A 22,116-nucleotide genomic window follows, 5' to 3' on the forward strand; every position below is an offset into this window, starting at 1 on the left:
ACACTAGCTCAGTTGGTAGAGCGCAACCTTGCCAAGGTTGAGGTCACGAGTTCGAACCTCGTGTGTCGCTCCAAATTATTCAGATATGGCCATGGCGGTATCTCGATGCCAAGTGCATCAACTTAAAACCAGCGAAAGCTGGTTTTTTTGTATCTGAAGACTGATAAATTCACACCATCTCTTTTTCATTACCTGTGAGCTTAGCAACCCCATCTCTGTCACGAGTTTCTGATATTAAGTGTGACCCGATGTTTCGCACCTCAGCCAATTTCAGTTTACAATACGGGCTTCCAAAGGATTTGACGAAGACGCATGAGAAATACCGACGATTACATCATTTTTTATCACTTGATCGAGCAAGGTTCATTCAGTGCTGCCGCGAGACATATGTCACTGACCAAATCGGTCGTCAGTAAACGGATTGCCAAGCTTGAACAAGAGCTTGGTGTACAGCTTCTCTACCGAACAACGCGAACGCTAACGTTGACTGAAGCAGGACGAGCGTTTTTTACTCATGCAAAAGCGGTTTATCAAGCGGTGGCAACGGCGGAAGAATCCATTGTGGGTTTAGGTAAAAACTTATCTGGAAACATTAAAATTTCGGTGCCTACTATCTCTGGTGAATTAATTCTTCCTCAAGTGATTAATGAATTTAATCAGAAATACCCAGACATCAATATCGATATGGATCTAGATAATCGTTTCGTCGATATCGTGAATGAACGTTTTGATTTGGCAATTAGAACGGGTGTGTTGCCAGATTCTAGTCTGATTGCAAGAAAGCTGGTGGATGCAAATTGGATCATTTGCGCGTCACCCCAATACCTAGCTAAACATGGCATACCTAAACAACCTCAAGCCTTGGCTAAACACAATTGTTTAGTCTATTCCTACCAAGAAACCGGAGCGCATGAGTGGGCGTTTAAAGATGGAGACGAGGTATATCAAATCACCGTCGACGGTAACCTCTGTACTAACAATTCTTCTGTATTGAGAAATGTGGCGCTGTTAGGGCAGGGAATCATCTATGTGCCGCGTGTATTGGTTTATGAAGACTTAAAGCAAGGCAGTCTGATTCAGTTATTTAAAGACGAAACCGCCAAATGTTTGGGTATTTATGCGGTGTACCCTTACACTCGTCAGCAACCAGAAAAAATTAAGATCTTTATCGATCATCTATACACAAGCTTTCAAAGTCAAAACCATCGATTTTAAGCCAATAACTCAACACCGATCGTTATGTTGGTGTTGAGCTTATGTTTCCATCTTCATTTCTAAGAGTCCTCTTAAATTTAGGAGCTTACGCTTCTCCTCGTTTTCTTCACTAATATTGATAACAAGATACCCCGCACAACTGTTAACAAATGGTTTTGCTATTGTTTCTTTTAAGAAACGGTCTGTTTCTTACGTTAAATTTCTCAAATGTGAAAGATAAGTAACAGAAAAATAAAGAATTATTTTGTTTGTTGTTTATTGATTACGTATTGTTCGTCCGCCTGACATAGACGCAGAGAAATGGACTGCTTATAGTGGCTCAAACGCCATGCCTGCCGCTAAGCGGTGTTGTGAGCGAAGTACAATAACTAGAGATACGGATATGAAACAAAAGCAGCTGATTGAAGAATTTAAAACCATCGTGGGGGAAGAAAATGTTCTAACCGACGAGGTTAAAACGAAATATTACCGCTCGGGGTTTCGTTCGGGTAGTGGTAATGCGCTTGCTATCGTGTTTCCTAACACTCTTCTAGAACAATGGAAGATTATTAAACAGTGTGTTGAAGCAAACTGCATCATTATCATGCAGGCGGCTAAAACAGGTTTAACAGAGGGCTCAGCTCCGAGTGGTAATGATTATGATCGCGATGTGGTTGTGATCAATATTACCAAAATCAAGAAGATTCACTTATTAGATGGTGGTAAGCAGGCGGTTTGCTTGCCTGGTGCGAGCTTACACTCTTTGGAGAAAGAGTTGAAGGCAGTGAACCGAGCACCGCATTCTATCATCGGCTCTTCATCGCTAGGTGCCACTGTGGTCGGTGGTATCGCCAATAACTCAGGCGGTGCGCTAGTTAAGCGTGGTCCTGCTTATACGGAACTGGCGCTCTACGCGCAGGTCGATAAGCAAGGCCAGTTACATTTGGTGAACCACCTTGGTATTGAAGGGTTAGGTGAAACGCCAGAAGAAATTCTAACAAACCTGCAAGAAGGGAACTTTGACCCAGCGAAGATCATTCATGATGAGCGAATGGCATCAGACAAAGAATACGATGAACGTGTTCGAGACGTGACTTCTGACATTCCTTCTCGCTTTAATGCCGATGAACGCCGATTATTTGAAGCCAGTGGCTGCGCTGGTAAGTTGGGGGTTTTTGCCGTTCGGGTTGACAGCTACCCAGTACCCGAAAAAGAGCAGGTTTTTTACCTTGGCACCAATGACCCTGCGAAACTAACGAAGTTGCGAAAAGACTTCTTATCTACGTTTGATAACTTGCCTGAGATGGGAGAATACTTGCATCGAGATATCTTCAACATGGCAGAGAAGTACGGCAAGGATGTGTTCTTATCCATCGACTTGTTAGGCACAGATAAGCTGCCAAAAATGTTCGCACTTAAAGCTAAGGTAGAAAACTTCTTAGAGCGCATCCCGTTTGTCAGTAAATATCTGCCAGACACCATTTTGTACTACGCGAGCAAGTTGTTCCCACAACATTTACCAGAGCGAATGCTGGATTTCCGTGACAAGTATGAGCATCACCTGGTATTGAAAATGAGTGATGGTGGTATTGCTGAAGCACAAAAATACCTCAAAGAAGTTTGGGCTGTTGAAGACGACTGTGATTTCTTCGAGTGTACGCCGGAAGAAGGTAAAAAAGCTTATTTACATCGCTTTGCAGCCGCTGGTGCAGCAATTCGGTACGAGACGATTCATCGAAAAGACGTAGAAGACATCGTTGCACTTGATATCGCATTGCGACGCAATGATGAAGAGTGGCTAGAAACTTTGCCTGAAGAGGTGAGTAAGCACCTTGTTCAAGCGCTCTATTATGGTCACTTTATGTGTTACGTCTTCCATCAAGATTACATTTTCAAAAAAGGGACTGACACGAAGTTGATGAAAAAGCTGATGCTAGAGCACCTCAATAGCCGTGGTGCCAAATACCCAGCAGAACATAATGTGGGTCACTTGTATGAAGCCGAAAACTCGTTGCAGAAGTTTTACCACGAATTAGACCCAACCAATACCTTTAACCCTGGTATTGGTAAAATGGACAAATATAAGCGCAATTGTAACTGCTGTGCGTAATGTGCTGTCTCACTATGATTAATAATCGTTGTTCATCGTTCAAATGATGAGCATAAGATAAGCCCTGATGACACTTGTGACATCAGGGCTTTGTGTTTTGGGTCTTTTATTGATGACTGGTATCGGCGTTGAAACAGCGACTAAAGAGCACGTACCGCGGCGGCGGCGATGATGCCTGCTGCAATTGCGGGTAGAGGCTTTTTCACGATGAACATGACAACAGCAGTAGAAAACAGTGCTGCTCTAGCACCATTATCACCCTCTACTGCTAGCGGAGCTAAAAGGGCAACCAGTACGGAGCCTGACATCGCAGTAATGAAACGTTGAACCCGTTCGCTAATTGGAATGAATGACATAACATACACTCCGCCCCAGCGGGTTATGAGCGTGACTAACGCCATAGCGATGATGATAAGCAGTGTGCCACCTATGGTTGTTTCGATGTTCATGCTTTCTTCTCCTTCCAACAAGCACCCAATACTCCGCCAGTAATGGCGCCAACCACTACGTGGCTATTCTCTGGCAAATACCAATACGCCAACATAGAAGAGGCTGCTGCTATGGCCCAAATAGAAAAGATTCTTAAGTCTTTCGGCCCGGCCACCACCATAGACAGCAGGAAGCATCCCATAACCATATCGAGCCCGAGGCCCACCGGATCTTTGATTGCGCTACCAAAATAAATGCCGATCCAGGTGCCCACAATCCAAAAAGACCACATCGCTAAGCCGCCACCAACAAGCAAGCCAAAGCCTGGTTCTTTTCTACCAAATGCATTGAGTGCCATTGCCCAGTTAGCGTCTGATGCTACCAGCATTACACCGTAACGTTTTGTTGGTGGGAGTTGTCGTAACCATGGATAAAGTGTGGCTCCCATCAAGAGGTGACGAGCATTAATAGCAAATACAGTAATAAGAACTGGAATGAGAGGGACTTCTGCTCCCCACATTTCTAACGTGGCAAATTGTGAAGCACCGGCGAAGACCAGTGTGCTCATCAACATAGTGGGAAATACATCTAGTCCAGTCTGTACCGCAGCAACACCGAAAGCGAGGCCAAATATGACCACGAACATAGAGAGGGGTAAAAGTTGGGTGAATCCGTTCCAGACGTCAAGCCGATTAAATTCGTGCAACTCAGCGGAGGAGCGTTGAAGATGTTGAGTATTTTCTGTCATAGAGATACCTAGCTAGCAGGCAAAGGGGCAGTGCCATACGAGTGTGTTTGTTATTCTTTTGTAAACTTCATGTTTAACATCAATTGGAGGGGCTTTCAAACACTAAGTGCTATATAAAAATGAGCCATCCAAGCGGCTTTAAGAAACAGAGTGTAGAGAGTCGTACTTGGTAGTGCTAAAGGAGATTAAAACAACAGAAATAGTAAGCTCTGTTTAATTGATAACATCACGAGCTAGTACAGATTAGTAAATAAGAAAGAAAGCGAGCACGAGGCTCGCTTTTTCGCTCTGTTACGAATAACTGAATAGGTTTATTTTACGTAGACACGAGGGTTCGCGCTTCCCCAAACCGTGTATAGTTCAGGGAAGATGACTTCTGCGTGTTTTTCCATCTCAGCAGCTGAAATCGTTTTGCCTTGTTGGGAGCCAAACAAAACAACTTCAGAACCAGGCTCAACATCTTTGATACCTGTAACATCTACCATTGTGGTGTTCATTGAAGCAACGCCCGCAACTTTTGCACGTTGGCCATTGATCAGAACTTCTGCTGTATTCCCCATTTTTCGTGGATAACCATCAGAGTAACCAACAGGAATGTTCGCCATTAAGCTTTCTTTGCTTGTTGTGTAGCTGCTGTCGTAACCGACTGTGCTATTTTTTGGCAGGTGGTGAACGGATGCCACGCGTGTTTTGAAAGACACGATAGAAGGGTACTCAGGGTTAGTTGGTAAGTCTCCGTATAAAACGCCACCAGGACGAACCATATCAAGCTGGGCCTCAGGAACATTAAGCGCGGTGTAAGAGTTTGCTACGTGCAGTAAAATGTTGTCGCGTTTTAGATTCGCTTCTTTAATCAGCCATGCAGAACTGTCTTTGAATGAAGCTAACTTTTGGCGCACGTCGTCTGCATTGTAGTTAGGGAAATGAGTCATGATACCAACAATATTAACGCCAGCTTGTTGAGCGATTTCTAGCGCTTCTTTCTTGCCCGCTTCTGTCGTCATATCAACACCATTACGTCCCATACCACCGTCGTTCAGAGCAAGGTGAACTTTGATTTCTTTACCAGCTTTCTCGGCTAGTTTAGACAGTGCTTTAGCTTGCTCTGCTGTGCCTATCAACTCTTCGACGTTTAGGTCGATTACGGCTTCAATCTCGCCAATATCCGCTGAGCGTACACGCATAAGTTGGCCTTTAAAGCCACTGTCGCGAACAGTTTGTGCTTCGGCGTTACTTGCAACGGCAACGCAAGGAATTTGTTGCTCGATAATAGTCGGCATCAGGCCTGCGATACCATTGCCGTATGCGTCGGCTTTCATCACGGCGCAGATTTTCGTTTTGCCATCCATGTGCGATTTAAACTGCTCAATATTATCGCGGAACTGACCTAAGTTTATTTCTAGCCAAGCGTTAGCACCTTGAACTTGCTCTGCTTTTGCTGCTGTATTGCTAATTTGAAGAGGAGCGGCAGTGGCTTGCATTACAGGAACCGCGACTGCAGCAGCGATAGTCAGTGATAGTAAGGTTTTATTTAAGCGCATAAAGTCTCCGTACGCGTTTTTTGTATTGGTTATGTTATTGAGTACTTGGGGAAAGTACCTGACGAAGTAAAACGCTCCAAGTGGTGCTTTGGAGCGTTTATTAAGATAGTGATTTAATATATACCTAAATATACCTCAGTGATGACATTCAATTTAAGCAAATCGGGATTGATTTGATATCTACTAAGGTATCCACTGAGTTTAACTCAGTTTAAAGCGGCTCATTACATCTTTAAGAGAAATGGATAGCTGGCTTAGTTCGCGGCACGCCTGTGCGGTTTGCTCCGAACCTTGCGAGACCTCTTGAGATGCCAAATGTATGTTTTCAATGCTGCGGTTAAGCTCTTCCGCAACAGAGTCTTGCTGGTTACAAGCCGTGGCGATTTGGGTACCCATGTCTGAGATGTCCGAAATCGAATGCTCAATGTCGCTCATCAGCTGTTTTGATTGAATGCCTTGTTCTGCACATTCTGAGATACTGGTTCTAGAAAGTTCAGTAGCTGATTTTGCGTCTTTTGCAAGTGATTGTAGCTGCTCAATGATCGAAGTGATTTCACTCGTTGAATCTTGCGTACGGCCGGCAAGAGTTCGAACTTCGTCTGCAACGACGGCAAAGCCACGACCAGACTCACCAGCACGCGCCGCTTCAATGGCTGCATTAAGTGCAAGTAGGTTGGTTTGATCGGCAATGTCGCGGATAACATCCACGATCACGTTAATTTTATTCGATTGCTGTTCAAGCTCTGCTACGGTATCGCCTGCAGCGCCAATTACGTTTGAAACTTCTTGAATCGCGTCAACCATACCTTGGGTTTCACGAACACCGTGTTGTGTGCGTCGGTTTGCTTCGTTAGCTTGGTTCGCTGAGTCTTCAGTGTTACGAGCAACATCGGCTACGGCCGCTTTCATTTCTGTCATTGCTGTTGCTATGTGCGTAATTTGCAGCTGTTGATCTTTCATACCAGACGCAGAAATATCGGAGATTTGGTTCATCTCTTCGACAGCGCTGCTTAACTGAGTAACTGCAGCAATCACATTATCGATAACTTGGCGTAAGTCGTCTTGCATCTTAGTGGTCGCGTCTGCCAGTTCACCAAGCTCGTCATTGCCGATTGCTTTACGGTCAATGTCACTTGATAGATCACCTGTCGCGATGGCATTTGCTTGCTCAACAACAAGTTTAAGTGGGCCACAAATTAGGCGAGTCAGCACGTATGTCATGCCTACCATGATCAGTAGAATAATCACGTTACTTGCAATTGAAGAATTACTCAATCCATTTACAGAGGACAGGATATGAGTTTTGTTGCTATCCATAGCTTCTTTAAGGAGACGGATTAGTTCGCCTAACTCTGAGTCAACCGCTTCGAAAGCAGACAAGGAGTTCGCCAAAATAGGGTGGGCCTTGCTTTTGTCGTTAGCTAGCATCGCTTCATTGTACTGGTCCATAGTAACCAAGTACTTTTTCCATTGACGCATAAGACGCTGGTAAGTTTGCTGCTCTTCGCCAGGCCAGATAGTTTCACCGTAAGCGTTGAGCTCTCTAGTGATCTTTTCGCGTTCTCTAATATTGTTAGAAATTTTAGTTTTGACTTGGTCTGCGTCTTCATAAGTGTACGCAGCAAATTGAGCTCGGCGCCAGCGAGACAAGTGATCTCGAATCGAATCGACCCTTTCCATTGCAGGAAGCGTATCGTCGGTATAGTTTAAAAGCTCAGATTTGATGCTTTTGAGCTCTGTAGATAAAAATACGCCAAATGCAATGTTGACGATGGCAATGAGTAAAAACGATAGCGATATCTTTTTCGCTATAGAAAGATTCTTGATAGACATTAGTGATATACCTTGTTTTTCTTATGTTGTGTCGCCAAAGTAAACCACATCCTTATATGTGATATATGTCCATTAAATTACTGCAACTCGTGTAACGTACCATTATTTATTGATATTTTCGATAATGAATTGAGCTTTGTTTGAAAATAAAAAAAGTCAATGATTTTATAAAGGTACGACCACATTCGATATAAAGTTATCGGTAACAAAATATGATGTTCTGTACGCAGTCGTGCCAAGAGCAGGGAATCAAATTGTTACAGATGTTACAGCGGTGAAAAGATCAGCGTTCATAGCGTGATAGTCGCGTGTTTACCTCGAAGCAGTTTCGGACACTAGTATGCGTATGACTTAATAGACAATGAAAGGGAACGGGTGCTTATTGGTCTAATTGAATGCCAAATATACTAGGCAGATCGCTTTTTAAGCACTTAAATCAAAAAGATAAAATTTATTGTTGACCAGATAAATTAATCCGTTACAGTACGCCTCGTTCTCACGGCAAAGGTCGCTGAGACAGATGGTGTCTAACCCATCGCATGATTGCGTTGCCCTGGTGGTGGAATTGGTAGACACAAGGGATTTAAAATCCCTCGGCGTTCGCGCTGTGCCGGTTCAAGTCCGGCCCGGGGCACCATCAAAATCTTTGGTGACAGAGATAAAAAATCAGAAAGGCGCCTTGGCAGAGTGGCTATGCAGCGGATTGCAAATCCGTGGACCTCGGTTCGACTCCGGGAGGCGCCTCCACTATTTCGAAAGCCAGTCTTAAATGACTGGCTTTTTTCGTTTTTAGTCCGCCTTTTCGTAACCCTTCGCGCTTTCCTAAAGTCTCCCATGTTTTGATCACCATTCAATATTTTTAACGCGCTACTCATTGATTTTATAAATGTTAGACAACTCAATAATTGTATAGTGTGATTGGTGATAGTTTCTCTTCGATTGTAATCCGAGCTTTTTGTATTACAGGCAGCAACCTAGCTAGCGTCATAGTTAGTATCGCTTGGTGCGTATATACAGAAAGGAGGATTCTAGTCCTCAACGTGAGAGAAAAATAATGAAAACATTCAACCTTAAACCTACACTTTTACCCTTAACTTTGCTGCTCAGTTCGCCTGTAATGGCGGCACAAAATGGCACCATGATGCAGTACTTCCATTGGTATGTGCCAAATGACGGTGCACTCTGGACACAAGTTGAAAACAACGCGTCGGCACTATCTGATAACGGCTTTACTGCGTTATGGTTACCGCCCGCCTATAAAGGTGCTGGTGGTAGCAACGACGTCGGTTATGGCGTTTATGATATGTACGATTTGGGAGAGTTTGATCAAAAAGGTTCGGTGCGCACCAAGTATGGCACCAAAGATCAGTACCTAAGCGCCATCAATGCTGCCCATAAAAACAATATCCAGATTTATGGCGATGTGGTGTTCAACCATCGCGGTGGTGCGGATGGAAAGTCTTGGGTTGATACCAAGCGAGTAGATTGGAACAACCGAAATATTGAACTTGGTGATAAATGGATTGAAGCGTGGGTAGAGTTTGATTTCCCTGGGCGCAACGACAAGTACTCAAACTTTCATTGGACGTGGTACCACTTTGATGGCGTGGACTGGGACGATGCTGGCGAAGAAAAAGCTATCTTCAAATTCAAAGGTGAAGGTAAGGCATGGGATTGGGAAGTTAGCTCGGAAAAAGGCAACTACGATTACCTTATGTATGCTGATCTAGACATGGATCACCCTGAAGTGAAGCAAGAGCTGAAAGACTGGGGCGAGTGGTATATCAACATGACGGGTGTCGATGGGTTTAGAATGGACGCGGTGAAGCACATCAAATATCAATACCTGCAAGAATGGATTGATCACCTACGTTGGAAAACAGGGAAAGAACTTTTCACGGTCGGAGAGTACTGGAACTACGATGTGAATCAGCTGCATAACTTTATCACCAAAACCTCTGGCAGCATGTCTTTGTTTGATGCACCGTTACATATGAACTTTTATAATGCGTCTAAATCGGGTGGTAGCTACGATATGCGTCAAATCATGGATGGTACGCTGATGAAGGACAATCCAGTCAAAGCGGTTACCTTAGTAGAAAACCATGACACTCAGCCTTTGCAGGCGTTGGAATCAACCGTTGATTGGTGGTTTAAGCCGCTCGCTTACGCATTTATCTTATTGCGTGAAGAAGGTTATCCATCCGTGTTTTATGCAGATTACTACGGCGCGCAGTACAGTGATAAAGGGCATGACATCAATATGGTCAAAGTGCCTTACATTAAAGAGCTAGTAACACTGCGTAAAGATTATGCCTATGGCAAACAACATTCTTATCTCGACCACTGGGACGTAATTGGTTGGACTCGAGAAGGTGATGCAAATCATCCACATTCAATGGCCGTGATCATGAGTGATGGACCTGGCGGCTCGAAGTGGATGTATACGGGTAAACCAAGTGCTCGCTACGTAGACAAGTTGGGTATCCGAACTGAAGACATTTGGACTGATGCGAATGGTTGGGCTGAGTTCCCAGTAAACGGCGGATCTGTCTCGGTTTGGGTTGGCGTTGAATAATCCATTCCTGTGATTTTGATACAGAGTAGGCAATTCTTAATAAAACTTTTCAATGAATCAATGTGTTATTTGATATTCATTCAACAAATGAGTAACTTATATTTGAGCATAATCTAGAGGAAGATAAAGAATGGAATCTATTGCTGATGTATTGGTTGTGGCTATTGTGTTCGGTGCCATATTTGGGGGCGGGATAATAAAGTTAATCTTGAACCATCGTAAAGAAGTAAGAGCGTTGGAGATATCTGAACGTAATACGATGAGCCGAGAAGAACAAGATAACCTTAACAAGCAAATTGGTGACTTGAAGCGACGTGTTGAAGTGTTAGAGCGAATTGTCACAGATAACAAATATCAACTTGAAAAAGAAATTGCCTCTCTGTAGATCACCACTTAATCGTAAAGCCGGCGAAGTCCGGCTTTTTCGTGTCTGTACGTCATACCTTTCGGATGTTTAACTCAGCGTTCATCAAAAAAGTCTTTGTCGCGAATGTATTTACTCATAAAGTGATAAGAGAACGGTCGCATTAACCAACTAAATAAGGAGCGCCCAAGCCGTATGAGCGTTGGGGTGTTCTCGTATATTCTCCCGTTATATAACCATAGCATTTTGCCTACATGCCAATACAAAAAAGGTACGGGCGGCATAAAGGTCACGATGTCGATGTCGCAACAAATCCTGTATGTTTTGTGCCCCAAACGGTAGCGTTTCTTAAACGTCCAATCCCCGACAGCGGGCTGTCCGAAAGTGACCACGCGTTTAATGCTTTTTGGGTATTTTTTCTCAATATAGTCAGCAAAAACACTGCCAATCGCGCCACCTGAAGAGTGGCCAGTAATAGTGATTCTTTTCCCCCTGAGAATAAGTGGTACAACGATACCTTCGAGGCGTTCGATCACGGTCAACCCTAACCGATCTTCATTCCGGCTCGGTAAACTTTCTTGGAACAACAGATGATAGAAACCCGCGTGAATGCGATAGTTTAGTCCCAACCTTCGACAGCTTCTCGTCCACATCGCGAAGTTCAACAACCAATCACTGATACTGTGTGAGCCTTTAATCACTACGACCACTTCACTCTGTTTTTTACTCCAGAGCACGCGAATCATAATCTTACCGTGTTCATTTCTAATGACTCGTTGCCCATTAGGATCGAACCCGTATTGAGTTTGCCTGAAGACGCGAGGGTAGGCGAGATTACAAAGCACCGCATAGCGCTCGTATTGGTATCGTTTTAATGGTTTCACGTTAACTTTCTTAGTGGAGCCTAACGGTTGACTGTAATTAATGAATATTAAAAATACGTGAACCTTGATTTAGGGTCGGTAGAGATTCTGTGTATTGGTATCGCGAATGAAAGACTCAAACTGGCTTAAATGCGTCAAGATGGTTTGGCGAGAGAGTTCATGATGTTCGCTAAGTACGTTAATTAGCTTTTTCAAAGCCTTACGATCTTGTTTATTGAGATTTGCTGTCTCTTTGAGTTGTGCGAAAAATTCAATTTGACTTGAAGTGTCGTTAAAGTCACCGAGCTTGTCTTGCAATAGTTTTAGTTGTTTCACGTTGTTTTTGTGCTGTTGGGAAGGATAGAGCGTGGAAAATCCTTCTAACAAATAACGCAGCGCTTTGCACTTTATCCGCATCGAATGAATCACACTGTCACGACTTTTGTCCGAGATCTTGCGTCGTGCTTTATCAACTTTTTTAAATTGATCGGAGATTTTTTGGCTTGCGAAGAGTAACGCAGGTACGTTGCTATCCACTCGTTCGTGTTGCGTACTTCGCAGCAGACTATTCCTGACCAAAGTGCAGTGCGTTGTGTATTCTTCTGTAGCTAGCCAACGCGTAACTTTTGCCTGTTCGTAAGCACGTTCGGCTTCGATAAAGCCAAAAAGCTGCTCAAGAGACGATTTGTGGTTTGGGAGCATTTCAATGTATTGTTTTTTGCCCAAGATAAATACGTCTAAATCACGCAGCTTATTTGTTTTCTTCATCATTATTTTTAAATGAGGTTTCAAAATACTCAGTTCAAAAGGAGGTATCAGTTCGCGAAGTAGTACGCATAGTGAGCGTATGCGCCTTAGTGTGACGCGATACTGGTGTGTATATTCAGGATCCAAGTCTTCGATGATTCCCAGCTCCAGAGAGCGTGCATAATCAAATTCACTAAGGAAGAAGTAGGGCACTACGAAGTCGAGTTCGGAATCAGTATGTAGCGGTAATTGAAATGATGACTTTCGAAACATGATGAGCGCTTATTTGTCCCCTGCAGTACGAGTTAAGTTTATACCCATACTGCCAATTTGTGCGACTTGTCGATTCCTCATTGACATGAAGTGATGAAGCAAAGTAAACGAGAGCAAAGCATGCTGATGTTCTTGTGAGCAAAATGATCGCCCTTTGTTCGTTTGAGTTGACTTTTTAACCATTTGAATAAAAGAGACTAATTTTTTGTTGACCAGATAAATTAATCCGTTAAAGTACGCCTCGTTCTCACGGCAAAGGCCGCAGAGACAGATGGTGTCTAACCCATCGCATGATTGCGTTGCCCTGGTGGTGGAATTGGTAGACACAAGGGATTTAAAATCCCTCGGCGTTCGCGCTGTGCCGGTTCAAGTCCGGCCCGGGGCACCATCAAAATCTTTGGTGACAGAGATAAAAAATCAGAAAGGCGCCTTGGCAGAGTGGCTATGCAGCGGATTGCAAATCCGTGGACCTCGGTTCGACTCCGGGAGGCGCCTCCATTCTTTTACTTGTCCATGAGTTCCGATAGTAACCTGTAGGATCTCAACTTCTCAGATTGTTCAAACACCATCGTGTTTACCATAATTTCATCTGCCCCAGTGCGTTCCAAAAGTTTCTCAATTTTCTGTCTTACATATGTTTGATCACCATGGATAGATTCACGTAATTGAGTTTCAACGTGAAGCTTTTCCTGTGCTGACCATAGTGGTGCCATACTTTTCACTGGTGCGCGAAGTTTTTCGCGATTGCCGCGAATCATTTTTAAGAATTTTTGCTTCTCTGTTGTCGCGAGAAAATCTGCATGTGACTGAGTATCCGCTACGATAACGTTGGCACAAATCATCACATAGGGTTGAGCTAAATGCTCGGATGGGACAAACTCATCTCGATAAAAGTTTAGAGCACGAGACATTGCATCTGGAGCAAAGTGTGCAGCAAATGCGAAAGGTAAGCCTCTCTTAGCTGCTAAACGTGCGCTGTATGTACTCGACCCCAGAAGCCAAATCGGCAGAGATGTGTTGTTACCTGGATAAGCCGCGACTGGTTGATTTCGAGATACGGGACCAAGAAAGAAATTAAGCTCCTCCAACAGCTCTTCAAAGTCAGGATCCATATGCTCTGGTTCCCGCCTTAATGCATGCATTGTTTGGTAGTCGGTGCCTGGTGCGCGTCCTAATCCGAGGTCAATACGACCAGGGTATAATGCCTCTAACGTTCCGAATTGCTCTGCAATAACTAGTGGTGCATGGTTAGGTAACATGATTCCACCTGATCCTAAACGGATCGAGTTCGTGTGCGCTCCAATATGACTGAGTAATACACTGGTTGCGGCACTGGCGATGTCGGGCATGTTATGGTGTTCAGCCATCCAAAACCGATGATAGCCCCAGGACTCGATTGATTGAGCTAATTCAACGGAGCGTTCGAACGTTTCGGTGAAGTTTGTTCCGTCGGACACGGGTGCCAAATCCAGAACAGATAAACGAGGAAAAGACATAGGATAGTTATAGCCTGTTAATGAATCTTAACTATCATATGGTGGTGAAAGTTGACGTTTAAAAGGGGAGGATTAACCATTCACAATGGATTATTTTTCTTCAATGCCTGGAGAGCGTTTAGCTTACGAGTTTAGCTTTTGCTATGTGATAAAAGCGGCTTTATTACTGTAAGTGGCCACAGTGGTCGATGTCGTTGAATATTCGCATGTAGAACGTTTCCACAGCTACTTTAGATTAAAACATAGGCCTCTTTAACAGCGAACTGCTGTTGTCGACAATAGTGAACGAGCTAGCTTTAGAACGTTTTGACTGATACATAGACTTGTCTGCCGCTGTTAATAATTCATGTACATTCGACCCATGCTCAGGATAGAGTGCAATACCAATGCTAGCTCCGACGCATAACTCTTTACCTTTAAAATGAATTACTTTTTCTATTTCTTGGATATAGCGTAGTGCACATGCAGACAGAGACGTACCTGTTGTGTGTGAACGATGAATAATAATAAATTCATCTCCACCAAAGCGGCCTACCATGTCTGATTCGTCGATAATACTTGATAATCTACTAGCTACAGATTTTAACACTGCATCACCTGCCTCATGGCCATGGCTATCGTTAATATCCTTAAATAAATTTAAATCTATAAAAAACAAACTAAAACTATTCTCACTGCCTCTGAAATTACGCGTAAGCTGGATCAAATGTTTTTCTATTGCTCGACGATTGTAGATATTAGTTAAGGAGTCGTGCTCAGACAAAAATACCAAACTTTCTTTTTGACGATTTAGAACTGAAGTTTGATTCTCTACTTCTTCTTTAAGTTTTGATTTTGATATTGTTGTGTGGTTTAACAATGCCGCCATTTTATTGAAGTAACAAGACATATTTTCAAATTCCGTGAATTGATTTTCTGAAGGGATTTTATAGTCAAAATTTGACCTGCTTAATTGTTTTATTCCATTTATAAACCTTTGAAAGCTTCTCTTGAACTTTATTTTTATATAAAAGCATAATAGCATAACAACCAGAGAGATAAAAATAATACCTGCTTGAGTGTAATAATTTAAATTTTGTAGTTTTGTAGACTTATTATTAAGTATTTTTTTATAAATATATATTATTTCATTATTCATATCCTGGGATACAATGTTTATTCTGGATTGTATGACAGGATTTGATTTATTATAATTTACGACTGAATCATAATGGCGATCTTTGTCTAGTAAATGATTATTTTCGTATTGAACTAAAAAATACAGTTCGAGATTCATTTTTTTTAGGTCTTTAGTAAGGTATAAAACATCTTCATTTTGAGATAATAATTCGTTTAATTTGTTATGAGAAATCATGAATTGTGTGAAATTGTTTTTTCCCCTATTTTGAGTGTAAGCCCAAAGATAACTACTTAATGACTCTAATGATATTTGTATGTCCATTATTTGGTTTAATTGTTTCTTGGCTTTATAATCTTCTATTTTTATGAAGCTTATGTATACTATAACGCTGATACATAGTATTACGCTTAGACTGAATAGTGATGCTAAATAGTGGTTTAACGAACGATGCATTTTAATCTAGACCATCAAAATATGAATTGATATAGTTTTCTTTAAATATTTTTCTGTAATTTGGAATCTGTCCTTCTACATAGTTTTGTTTTAATGCCCAATTAGCTTCTGATTGTAATGTAAATAATAAAGAATTCGTTAAATTTAATCGAAAGTTATAATCATCCCAACTCCAAGATATTTCTTCAACTGTTGTGTTAAGTTTTTGTGATAGTATTTTCATTGTTAAATGAGGGTTTTTATCCATCCAGTTAATTGAGTGATGAAGTGACTTTATTATTTTCATTACTTCTTGATCTGATTTTTCAATGTGTATTTCTTTTGATACAAGCAAAAAGTAAAGTTTATACACGCCAATAATTCCTATGTTCTTTACTTCTTCATTTATTCTATTCTTGGCCATAAATCCGTATGGCTCCCAAGTAGATATTGCATCGACGTTTCCTTGCATTAAATGATTTATAATAACCTGCGTTGTTGATGATATTTTTTCTACTTTTTCTAAATCAATGTCATTTACCTGTAGCAACAAGTCTAAGTAATATTCGCTAGCGCTCTTTTTTATTACACCAACCTTTTTTCCTGGTAATTTATCTATACTTTCTATGCCAGACCGCTTTTTAGTTAGCAGCTTAATATCATTCGTAGAAGATGCAAAAGAAGTGATTAATGCTAAATCTTTGTATTCAAAGCTTTTAAACATCAGTACGCTTTCAGAAAAAGTGGCGTAATTAACATGGTTTTCTAGAAGTAGGTTTGAACATTCGACCCCTCCAAAGCACATGATAAGTTCGACGTTTAAATCGTTTTCTTCAAACGCACCTATGTGCTCTGCAATGATAAAAGGGGCTGACAGAGGCGTCTTAGATATACCGATTGTTGTAGGTTTGTGGATAGCATTTGATACCGTTGTTAACTTTAAATAAGCAACTACTAATGCAGAAAGAACTAAAATTATGATAACTGTAGAAATCTGTTTTGTATCCATCAAAAACAACTCCCTTCATAATAGTAGTAATTAATCTATCAGTTAAATGAGTGTAGTTGCTTATTGGGTTGATGCTAGGAGAGGAGGGGATTTATTTGTATCGTGCCAAATTTATGAGTACCTAGGGGTAATTTCGGTAACTGGCTTAGATATAAAGAATTTATCTTTAGTTAGTTCAAGTTGTAGCAAATGACTGATTTCATAACATGATGATTTATGGAGAGATATCAACTTTTTAAGTTGAAAAATTGTACTCCATTTTTGCCATTTTTCTTTATCTCATACATTGCGTGATCGGCTTTTTGATACACTTCATTAAACGGTTGCTTTCCTTTGTTAAAGAGACAAACACCGATACTCATTCCTATCGTTACTTTATGTAAGTCTTGATTTATCGCTGGAATGATTGAATCTAAGAGTTGATTGCAAAGTTGGGATATTTCCTCTCGACTTGAATGCCAGTTTAAGATAACAAATTCATCGCCTCCTATGCGTCCAACTTGAGACTTGCTTGACGCAAGCTCTGTTAAGCTATTGGCGATATTGATGAGGAGGGTGTCGCCAGTATGATGGCCTAGCTGGTCGTTAACTGCTTTAAAATTATCTATATCAACAAACACTAAAGCAGACTGCTGAGACGGTTCGGTTTGAGGTTGATGATTAAAGTTTTCCTCAATTGCTTTTCTATTTAACAATCCAGTCAATGGATCACTCGAAGCCAACTTGGCCAGTTGCTGCTCATAACGCTTTTCTTTTGTAATATCGATATGAGTACCCATCATCCGTAGTGGTTCGCCATCAGAACCATACTCGACGATGCGCCCTCGATCGTAGACCCAGCTATCACTGCCGTCTTTATGAATCATGCGATGCACTACCTCATAAAGGTCGGTCTTGCCTGCTAGGTGATCTTCAAATGCACCCACCGCAAGATCGTAATCTTCAGGGTGGAGATTGTTTTTCCACGTTTCAACCGTCGCGGTTAACTCATGGGGCTGATAACCTAGCATTTTTCCCCACTGCATATTGAATATCGTCAAAGTACCTGAAGGAATATGCTGCTCCCACAAACACAGTCCATTACTGTCGAGTGCAGCATTCAACTTTTCTTGTAGTCGCGCATTCTTCCGCTTCAGCTCTTCATTTTCTTTTTCTAAGCAGGCAATTCGAGTTAGATATTCTTCCATTTTGCGCATAATTTACGTCGTTTTCGGAGCGACAATATACGAAAAATACTTTGCAATTTCTATGATTGAGCTTGGAGATATAAATATTGAATATGCGGTAAATAATAAAGAATCGGTGATGTTACTTAAGAGCAGTAAAGTAAATGCTTGGAAAACAAAGAAGGAAATAGGGGGTAAGCGAGGGGCTCTCCTGGTGCAAAGTCTTAAATGGAGGCCTTTGCACCGGGACTACTGAGGGTTAGCGGTTTAGTGCACCACAACGCTCAGGTTGGTATGTGATATCGACAATTTCAATTGTCTTCACTTGATTATTTGGCATTGGCCAGTCAAGTTTTTGGCCGACAGACAAACCGATCAGTGCGCTGCCTACGGGTGCAAAAATAGAGATATCATCACTGCTTTTCAGTTCAGAAGGGTAAACCAGTGTCTTTGTCATGGTTCTATCTTCACCTGAAAATTTAAACTCTACAGTCGAGTTCATCGTGACCACGTTATCTGGCATTTGTTCTGGCTCAAGAACTGTTGCTCGGTCGAGCTCTGCTTCTAATTCCACAAGCTCCGCTGCGATGTTTGGCATTTTATCCAACAAAGCCGTGATTCGGTTCATATCTAAGCTTGAGATGTAGATAGAATTGTTTTCTGACATTTTATGACTCCCAAATAAAAGGCCGCCTCACAAAAATGGGACGGCACTCTATATGTCAATTACGGTATCAATCATATGGACGCTATTCCATATGAACTAAACCTGATTTTAGTCTTTATAGTGCGACTTAGCTAGTAAAAAATTTTTGTTGTGAAGCTTGATTTTTCTAAATCTTTCAATCACTTCAGATATTGTTCTCTGATCACCTTGAAACGGTGAAGTCAAGTGAGTGCGTCGTTTAGAAGCAAAGCAGGATTTATCGTAGGTGTGCTCGGTTTCGATGGTCAGCCTTACTTCATAAAGCAAAACGGTATAGTCCGTTGCTAGCATGGCTTCGGTTATCTCAGTTTGTTAAAACTACCAATATCCGTTAATAAATTACTTTTTATTTCGCAATAGTCAGATAAATACGTTCATCTACCCCTTTAGGGTAGTTTGAAATTGTAATTGATTTACATCATGTATTAATTTTCTTTCACAATTAACAATGAGCTCAGTGATAAGAACCTAACCCTTAGGAATTATAATGAGCAAGTTGAAGCTAGTAGTCATCGGTAACGGTATGGTAGGGCACCGTTATATTGAAGACTTAGTCGAGAAAGCTGATATGTCTAATATGGACATTACAGTTTTCTGTGAAGAACCTCGTGTCGCATACGACCGTGTGCACCTTTCCTCTTACTTTTCTCACCATACGGCAGATGAACTTTCTTTAGTAAAAGAAGGCTTCTACGAGAAACACGGTATTAACATGCTGATCGGCGAACGCGCGATTAACATCAACCGTGAAAACCGCATTGTTTACTCAAGCACTGGCCGTGAAGTTCAATACGACAAGCTGATTCTTGCTACTGGCTCATTCCCATTTGTTCCACCTATCAAAGGTCACGAAAGCAAAGACTGTTTTGTTTACCGTACTATCGAAGATCTTAAAGCGATCGAAGCGTGTGCGAAGAAGAGCAAATCAGGCGTTGTTGTCGGTGGTGGTCTGCTAGGCCTTGAAGCAGCAGGCGCACTGAAAGCACTGGGTGTAGAAACGCACGTTGTTGAGTTCGCGCCAAAACTAATGGCTGAGCAACTTGACCTGGCTGGTGGTAACCAACTTCGTCAAAAGATCGAGCGTATGGGCGTGAACGTTCACACCAGCAAAAATACGCTTGAGATTGCGCCAGAAGGCACAAACGCACGCAACGTTATGCGTTTTTCTGACGGTTCAGAACTAGAAACAGACTTCATCGTATTCTCTGCAGGTATTCGTCCACAAGACAAACTAGCACGCCAAATGGAGCTAGAAGTGGCACCTCGTGGCGGTGTTGCTATCAACGATCATTGTCAGACTTCTGATGAGAACATCTACGCGATTGGTGAGTGTGCGTCTTGGAACGAAATGTTCTACGGCCTTGTTGCTCCTGGCTACAAGATGGCGACAGTTGCCGTTGATCACCTACTAGGTAACACAGAAAGCAAATTCGAAGGCGCTGACATGTCTGCGAAGCTGAAACTTCTTGGCGTTAAAGTAGGCTCTATCGGTGACGCGAACGGTCGTACTGAAGGCTGTAAGAGTTACGTTTACCAGAACGAAGAACAAGAAGTTTACAAACGTCTTATCGTTTCTAAAGACAACAAGAAACTGCTTGGCGCGGTTATGGTTGGTGACACCTCTGACTACGGCGACCTGCTTCAACTTATGTTGAACGAAATCGACCTACCAGAACACCCAGATGCGTTGATCCTTCCTGCTCACGCAGGCGCTGAGAAACCAGCATTAGGTGCAGACGCTCTACCAGAAAGCGCAGTTATCTGTTCTTGTTTCGACGTAACCAAAGGCAAGATCGCTCAGGCAGTTGCTGATGGTAATCATACGCTTGCTGACATCAAAGCAGTGACTGGCGCAGGTACAGGCTGTGGTGGTTGTATTCCTCTAGTGACGTCTGTTCTAAATGCTGAGCTTGCTAAATCGGGTATCGAAGTGAAGAACGACGTGTGTGAGCACTTTGCTTACTCACGCCAAGAGCTGTTCCACCTAATCCGTATTGAAGAGATCAAAACGTTTGATGAGCTTCTGGAGAAATACGGTAAAGGTTACGGCTGTGAAGTTTGTAAACCATTGGCTGGTTCTATCTTAGCTTCTTGCTGGGGTGAGCACATTCTTAAGCCACAACTGGTTAAGCTGCACGACACGAACGATAACTTCCTAGGTAACATCCAAAAAGACGGTACTTACTCTGTTATCCCACGTATGGCGGGTGGTGAAGTAACACCTCAAGCATTGGGTGCGCTAGCGAACGTTGCTGCAGAATACAACTTATACACCAAAGTAACCGGTGCTCAACGTATTGGTCTGTTCGGTGCTCAAAAAGACGATCTTCCAGAGATCTGGCGCAAGCTTATCGATGCTGGCTTCGAAACAGGTCAAGCGTACGCAAAAGCACTTCGTATGGCCAAGACATGTGTGGGCTCTACTTGGTGTCGTTACGGTGTTCAAGACTCTGTTGGTCTGGGTTCTTACATCGAGAACCGTTACAAAGGCATTCGTACCCCTCATAAGATGAAGTTCGGTGTTTCTGGCTGTACTCGTGAGTGTGCGGAAGCACAAGGTAAAGACCTTGGTATTATCGCGACTGACGCAGGTTGGAACATGTACGTATGTGGTAACGGTGGTATGAAACCTCGTCACGCAGACCTACTTGCAAGTGACCTAGATAAAGAAACGCTAATCAAGTACATCGACCGCTTCATGATGTTCTACATTCGTACTGCTGCGCCACTACAACGCACATCAGTTTGGATGGAAAACATGGAAGGTGGCGTTGACTACCTACGCGAAGTGATTGTTGAAGACAAACTTGGCATCAACGCTCAACTAGAAGCAGACGTAGCGAAGCTTGTAGACGAGTACGAGTGTGAGTGGACTGCGACCATCAACGACGAATCACAACTGACTCGTTTCGCGCACTTCATCAACTCTGACAAGCGCGATGAAAACGTCGTGTTTGTACAAGAGCGTGAACAGCACCGCCCAGCAACCTTCACGGAAAAACACCCTGAAGCGAAAGGCGACATCCTACACGTAGCGATCACTGAAGCATAAGGGAAGGTTGATTATGTCATTTGAAAAGATTTGCCAAATCAGCGACATCGTACCGGGCACTGGCGTTTGTGCTTTGGTTAATGGTCTGCAAGTTGCGGTATTTCGTCCAACACAAGCAGAAGAAGTGCTGGCGATCAGCAACACAGACCCGTTCTTCCAATCAAACGTGCTTTCTCGCGGTTTGATCTGTGAGCACCAAGGCGAGCTTTGGGTGGCAAGCCCACTTAAGAAGCAGCGCTTTAACCTGACAACAGGTGCGTGCATGGAAGACGAACGTTTTAGCGTGAAAGCGTACAAAACGCGTGTAACCAACGGCGAAGTAGAAATCTCTGCGTAAGCTTGGTTTTCATTCCCTCCTCTTAGGGGGAGGGAATGAACTGAAACCTAGATTTAATAGACAAAGGCTTTCCAAGCATCATCTCAGGGGAACAGGGAAGCGAGGTGTTGTAGACAGC

At 42.6% G+C, this 22,116-nt stretch carries 17 protein-coding genes and 4 tRNA genes; 10 read left to right on the forward strand and 11 right to left on the reverse strand.

Features of this window, described 5'->3' with window-relative positions:
* Nucleotides 1–312: 312 nt before the first annotated feature.
* Nucleotides 313–1,215, forward strand: a complete 903-nt coding sequence (locus tag R7190_RS12305; protein WP_017633645.1) for a LysR family transcriptional regulator — start codon at nucleotides 313–315, stop codon at nucleotides 1,213–1,215.
* Between the two features lie 382 nt (nucleotides 1,216–1,597).
* Nucleotides 1,598–3,304, forward strand: coding sequence for a D-lactate dehydrogenase (dld, locus tag R7190_RS12310; protein ID WP_053349928.1), 1,707 nt, complete (start codon nucleotides 1,598–1,600; stop codon nucleotides 3,302–3,304).
* A 140-nt stretch (nucleotides 3,305–3,444) separates the two neighbouring features.
* On the opposite strand, the gene R7190_RS12315 is transcribed toward dld, so the two are convergent.
* The 4 genes from R7190_RS12315 to R7190_RS12330 all read right to left on the reverse strand — a co-directional run bounded on the left by R7190_RS12315 (nucleotide 3,445) and on the right by R7190_RS12330 (nucleotide 7,855).
* Complete coding sequence (locus R7190_RS12315) at nucleotides 3,445–3,753, reverse strand: AzlD family protein (RefSeq protein ID WP_005375985.1); 309 nt, start codon at nucleotides 3,751–3,753, stop codon at nucleotides 3,445–3,447.
* Complete coding sequence (locus R7190_RS12320; protein ID WP_031781397.1) at nucleotides 3,750–4,481, reverse strand: AzlC family ABC transporter permease; 732 nt, start codon at nucleotides 4,479–4,481, stop codon at nucleotides 3,750–3,752. Before R7190_RS12320 ends, R7190_RS12315 begins: the two co-directional genes overlap by 4 nt.
* A 311-nt stretch (nucleotides 4,482–4,792) precedes the next feature.
* Nucleotides 4,793–6,022, reverse strand: coding sequence for an alanine racemase (gene alr / locus R7190_RS12325; protein WP_005375987.1), 1,230 nt, complete (start codon nucleotides 6,020–6,022; stop codon nucleotides 4,793–4,795).
* A 201-nt stretch (nucleotides 6,023–6,223) separates the two neighbouring features.
* The gene (locus tag R7190_RS12330) at nucleotides 6,224–7,855 is read right to left on the reverse strand and encodes a methyl-accepting chemotaxis protein (protein ID WP_005375988.1); all 1,632 of its coding nucleotides are present in this window, start codon (nucleotides 7,853–7,855) and stop codon (nucleotides 6,224–6,226) included.
* Nucleotides 7,856–8,405: 550 nt separating this feature from the next.
* On the opposite strand from R7190_RS12330, the gene R7190_RS12335 reads away from it, so the two are divergent.
* The 4 genes from R7190_RS12335 (at nucleotide 8,406) to R7190_RS12350 (ending at nucleotide 10,818) form a co-directional block, all read left to right on the forward strand.
* Nucleotides 8,406–8,492, forward strand: a tRNA-Leu gene (locus tag R7190_RS12335).
* Between the two features lie 36 nt (nucleotides 8,493–8,528).
* A tRNA-Cys gene (locus R7190_RS12340) sits at nucleotides 8,529–8,602 on the forward strand.
* 307 nt (nucleotides 8,603–8,909) lie between these two features.
* Nucleotides 8,910–10,433, forward strand: a complete 1,524-nt coding sequence (gene amyS, locus R7190_RS12345; protein WP_167416010.1) for an alpha-amylase — start codon at nucleotides 8,910–8,912, stop codon at nucleotides 10,431–10,433.
* 130 nt (nucleotides 10,434–10,563) lie between these two features.
* Nucleotides 10,564–10,818, forward strand: a complete 255-nt coding sequence (locus R7190_RS12350) for a hypothetical protein (RefSeq protein ID WP_005375990.1) — start codon at nucleotides 10,564–10,566, stop codon at nucleotides 10,816–10,818.
* Nucleotides 10,819–10,892: 74 nt separating this feature from the next.
* Here the strand turns inward: R7190_RS12350 and R7190_RS12355 are convergent, their stop codons facing one another.
* The gene (locus tag R7190_RS12355; protein WP_005375991.1) at nucleotides 10,893–11,681 is read right to left on the reverse strand and encodes a lipase family protein; all 789 of its coding nucleotides are present in this window, start codon (nucleotides 11,679–11,681) and stop codon (nucleotides 10,893–10,895) included.
* A gap of 69 nt (nucleotides 11,682–11,750) precedes the next feature.
* Complete coding sequence (locus tag R7190_RS12360) at nucleotides 11,751–12,680, reverse strand: CHAD domain-containing protein (protein ID WP_167416011.1); 930 nt, start codon at nucleotides 12,678–12,680, stop codon at nucleotides 11,751–11,753.
* Between the two features lie 301 nt (nucleotides 12,681–12,981).
* Here R7190_RS12360 and R7190_RS12365 point away from each other — a divergent pair.
* Together R7190_RS12365 and R7190_RS12370 are read left to right on the forward strand one after the other, a co-directional pair.
* A tRNA-Leu gene (locus R7190_RS12365) sits at nucleotides 12,982–13,068 on the forward strand.
* A 36-nt stretch (nucleotides 13,069–13,104) separates the two neighbouring features.
* Nucleotides 13,105–13,178 (forward strand) — tRNA-Cys (locus R7190_RS12370).
* Between the two features lie 5 nt (nucleotides 13,179–13,183).
* Here R7190_RS12370 and R7190_RS12375 read toward each other — a convergent pair.
* From R7190_RS12375 to rnk, 5 genes are all read right to left on the reverse strand, one after another.
* Nucleotides 13,184–14,176: an LLM class flavin-dependent oxidoreductase gene (locus tag R7190_RS12375; RefSeq protein ID WP_005376038.1), complete on the reverse strand. Its 993-nt coding sequence runs from the start codon at nucleotides 14,174–14,176 to the stop codon at nucleotides 13,184–13,186.
* A gap of 235 nt (nucleotides 14,177–14,411) precedes the next feature.
* Entirely contained in the window at nucleotides 14,412–15,617 is a 1,206-nt protein-coding gene (locus tag R7190_RS12380; RefSeq protein WP_250157692.1) for a diguanylate cyclase domain-containing protein, read from the reverse strand.
* A 133-nt stretch (nucleotides 15,618–15,750) separates the two neighbouring features.
* Nucleotides 15,751–16,737 (reverse strand): ABC transporter substrate-binding protein, encoded by a 987-nt coding sequence (locus tag R7190_RS12385; protein ID WP_005376042.1) that lies wholly within the window; start codon nucleotides 16,735–16,737, stop codon nucleotides 15,751–15,753.
* Nucleotides 16,738–16,964: 227 nt separating this feature from the next.
* A complete protein-coding gene (locus R7190_RS12390) occupies nucleotides 16,965–17,924 on the reverse strand; it encodes a GGDEF domain-containing protein (protein ID WP_025767735.1) in 960 nt (319 codons plus the stop codon).
* Nucleotides 17,925–18,162: 238 nt separating this feature from the next.
* Entirely contained in the window at nucleotides 18,163–18,570 is a 408-nt protein-coding gene (gene rnk / locus R7190_RS12395; RefSeq protein WP_005390213.1) for a nucleoside diphosphate kinase regulator, read from the reverse strand.
* Nucleotides 18,571–19,096: 526 nt separating this feature from the next.
* Here rnk and nirB point away from each other — a divergent pair.
* Both nirB and nirD read left to right on the forward strand, forming a co-directional pair.
* The gene (gene nirB / locus R7190_RS12400) at nucleotides 19,097–21,661 is read left to right on the forward strand and encodes a nitrite reductase large subunit NirB (protein ID WP_318137548.1); all 2,565 of its coding nucleotides are present in this window, start codon (nucleotides 19,097–19,099) and stop codon (nucleotides 21,659–21,661) included.
* A 13-nt stretch (nucleotides 21,662–21,674) separates the two neighbouring features.
* Nucleotides 21,675–21,998 (forward strand): nitrite reductase small subunit NirD, encoded by a 324-nt coding sequence (nirD, locus tag R7190_RS12405; RefSeq protein WP_213866322.1) that lies wholly within the window; start codon nucleotides 21,675–21,677, stop codon nucleotides 21,996–21,998.
* Nucleotides 21,999–22,116 lie beyond the last annotated feature (118 nt).

The sequence above is a fragment of the Vibrio sp. 1078-1 genome (assembly GCF_033340475.1).